Genomic DNA, 1,526 nt, shown 5'->3' on the forward strand with positions numbered 1-1,526 from the left:
CTGGCGCAGCAGCGACAGCCGGCCGCCGGCGCGACGGGGACCGCACCGCCGATCGGCCAGATCCTGGTCGACCAGAAGTCGGTGCAGAAAGAAGTCGTCGAAGCCGCAGCCAGCCGGCAGAGCGCGATCAGCGAGAAGAAGGCGGTCGAAGCGCGCCTGATCCGGGTGCAGGCCGACAAGCTCGACCAGTTGATCGATCTGGTCGGCGAAATGGTCATCGCCGGCGCCGGCGCCCACCTGCTGGCGCAGCGCAGCGGCCAGTCGGAACTGATGGAATCGACCTCGGTGCTGCTGCGCCTGGTCGAGGAGATTCGCGATTCGGCGCTGCAATTGCGCATGGTGCAGATCGGCGAGACCTTCAACCGTTTCAATCGCGTCGTGCGCGACAGTTCGCGCGAGCTCGGCAAGGACATCGACCTGGTGATCAGCGGCGGCGAGACCGAACTCGACAAATCGGTGGTCGAGAAGCTCGGCGACCCGCTGATGCATCTGGTGCGCAACGCGATCGACCACGGCATCGAAAGCGCGGCGCTGCGCGCCGAACGCGGCAAGCCGGAGAAGGGCACCGTGCAGCTCAACGCCTACCACGATTCGGGCAGCATCGTGATCGAGATCGTCGACGACGGTGGCGGTCTGCCCAAGGAGAAGATCCGCGCCAAGGCGATCGCCAAGGGCCTGATCGACGCGACGGCGCCGCTGGCCGATCAGGAGATCCTCAATCTGATCTTCGAAGCCGGTTTCTCGACCGCCGAGCAGGTGACCAACATTTCGGGCCGCGGCGTCGGGATGGATGTGGTGCGGCGCAACATCCAGAGCCTGCGCGGCAGCGTCGAGGTGAGCACGGTCGAGGGCCAGGGGTCGACCTTCACCATCCGCCTGCCGCTGACGCTGGCGATCATCGACGGGTTCCTGACCGGCGTCGGCCAGGCGTCCTATGTCGTGCCGCTCGACTCGGTGGTCGAATGCATCGAACTGGCCGAGGTGCGCGAGAACCGCAACTACCTGAACCTGCGCGGCGAAGTGCTGCCTTTCGTCCGCCTGCGCGAGTTGTTCCGGATCGCCGGCCAGCCGCCGCTGCGCCAGAACGTGGTGATCGTCCAGTACGCCGGCAAGAAGGCGGGGCTGGTGGTCGATGCGCTGCTCGGCGAGTTCCAGACGGTGATCAAGCCGCTCGGCGTGCTCTTCAAGCAACTGCGCGGCATCGGCGGCTCGACCATCCTCGGCACCGGCGAGGTGGCGCTGATCCTCGACGTGCCGGCACTCGTCGAACTGGTCAGCGGCCGCGAGGAGCAGCGCCTCGGCCATCCGACCCCCAGCCGGCGCGAAGTCGTCGTCGTCGGCTGAACTACAACCACCACCACCAATTCCGCCTCCCACACCACGCTCTTTGTCCCAAATCTCACAGGAGAACTCCCCCCATGTTCAAGAACCTCAAGATCGGCATGCGCCTCGGCATCGCTTTTGGGCTCGTCGCAATCATTCTGGTTTCCGTGATCGGCGTCGGATACCTCAATCTTGGCCGCTAT

Annotated in this window: 1 protein-coding gene; it reads left to right on the plus strand. The window is 65.7% G+C overall.

Annotation, left to right across the window (positions count from 1 at the left end):
• Window positions 1-1,344 (plus strand): chemotaxis protein CheA (locus CAPSK01_RS19055; protein WP_273704094.1); only part of this gene is annotated, 1,344 nt, incomplete at its 5' end.
• Between the last annotated feature and the right edge of the window lie 182 nt (window positions 1,345-1,526).

The organism is Candidatus Accumulibacter vicinus, from assembly GCF_000584955.1.
GTDB classification, from domain to species: Bacteria; Pseudomonadota; Gammaproteobacteria; order Burkholderiales; family Rhodocyclaceae; genus Accumulibacter; species Accumulibacter vicinus.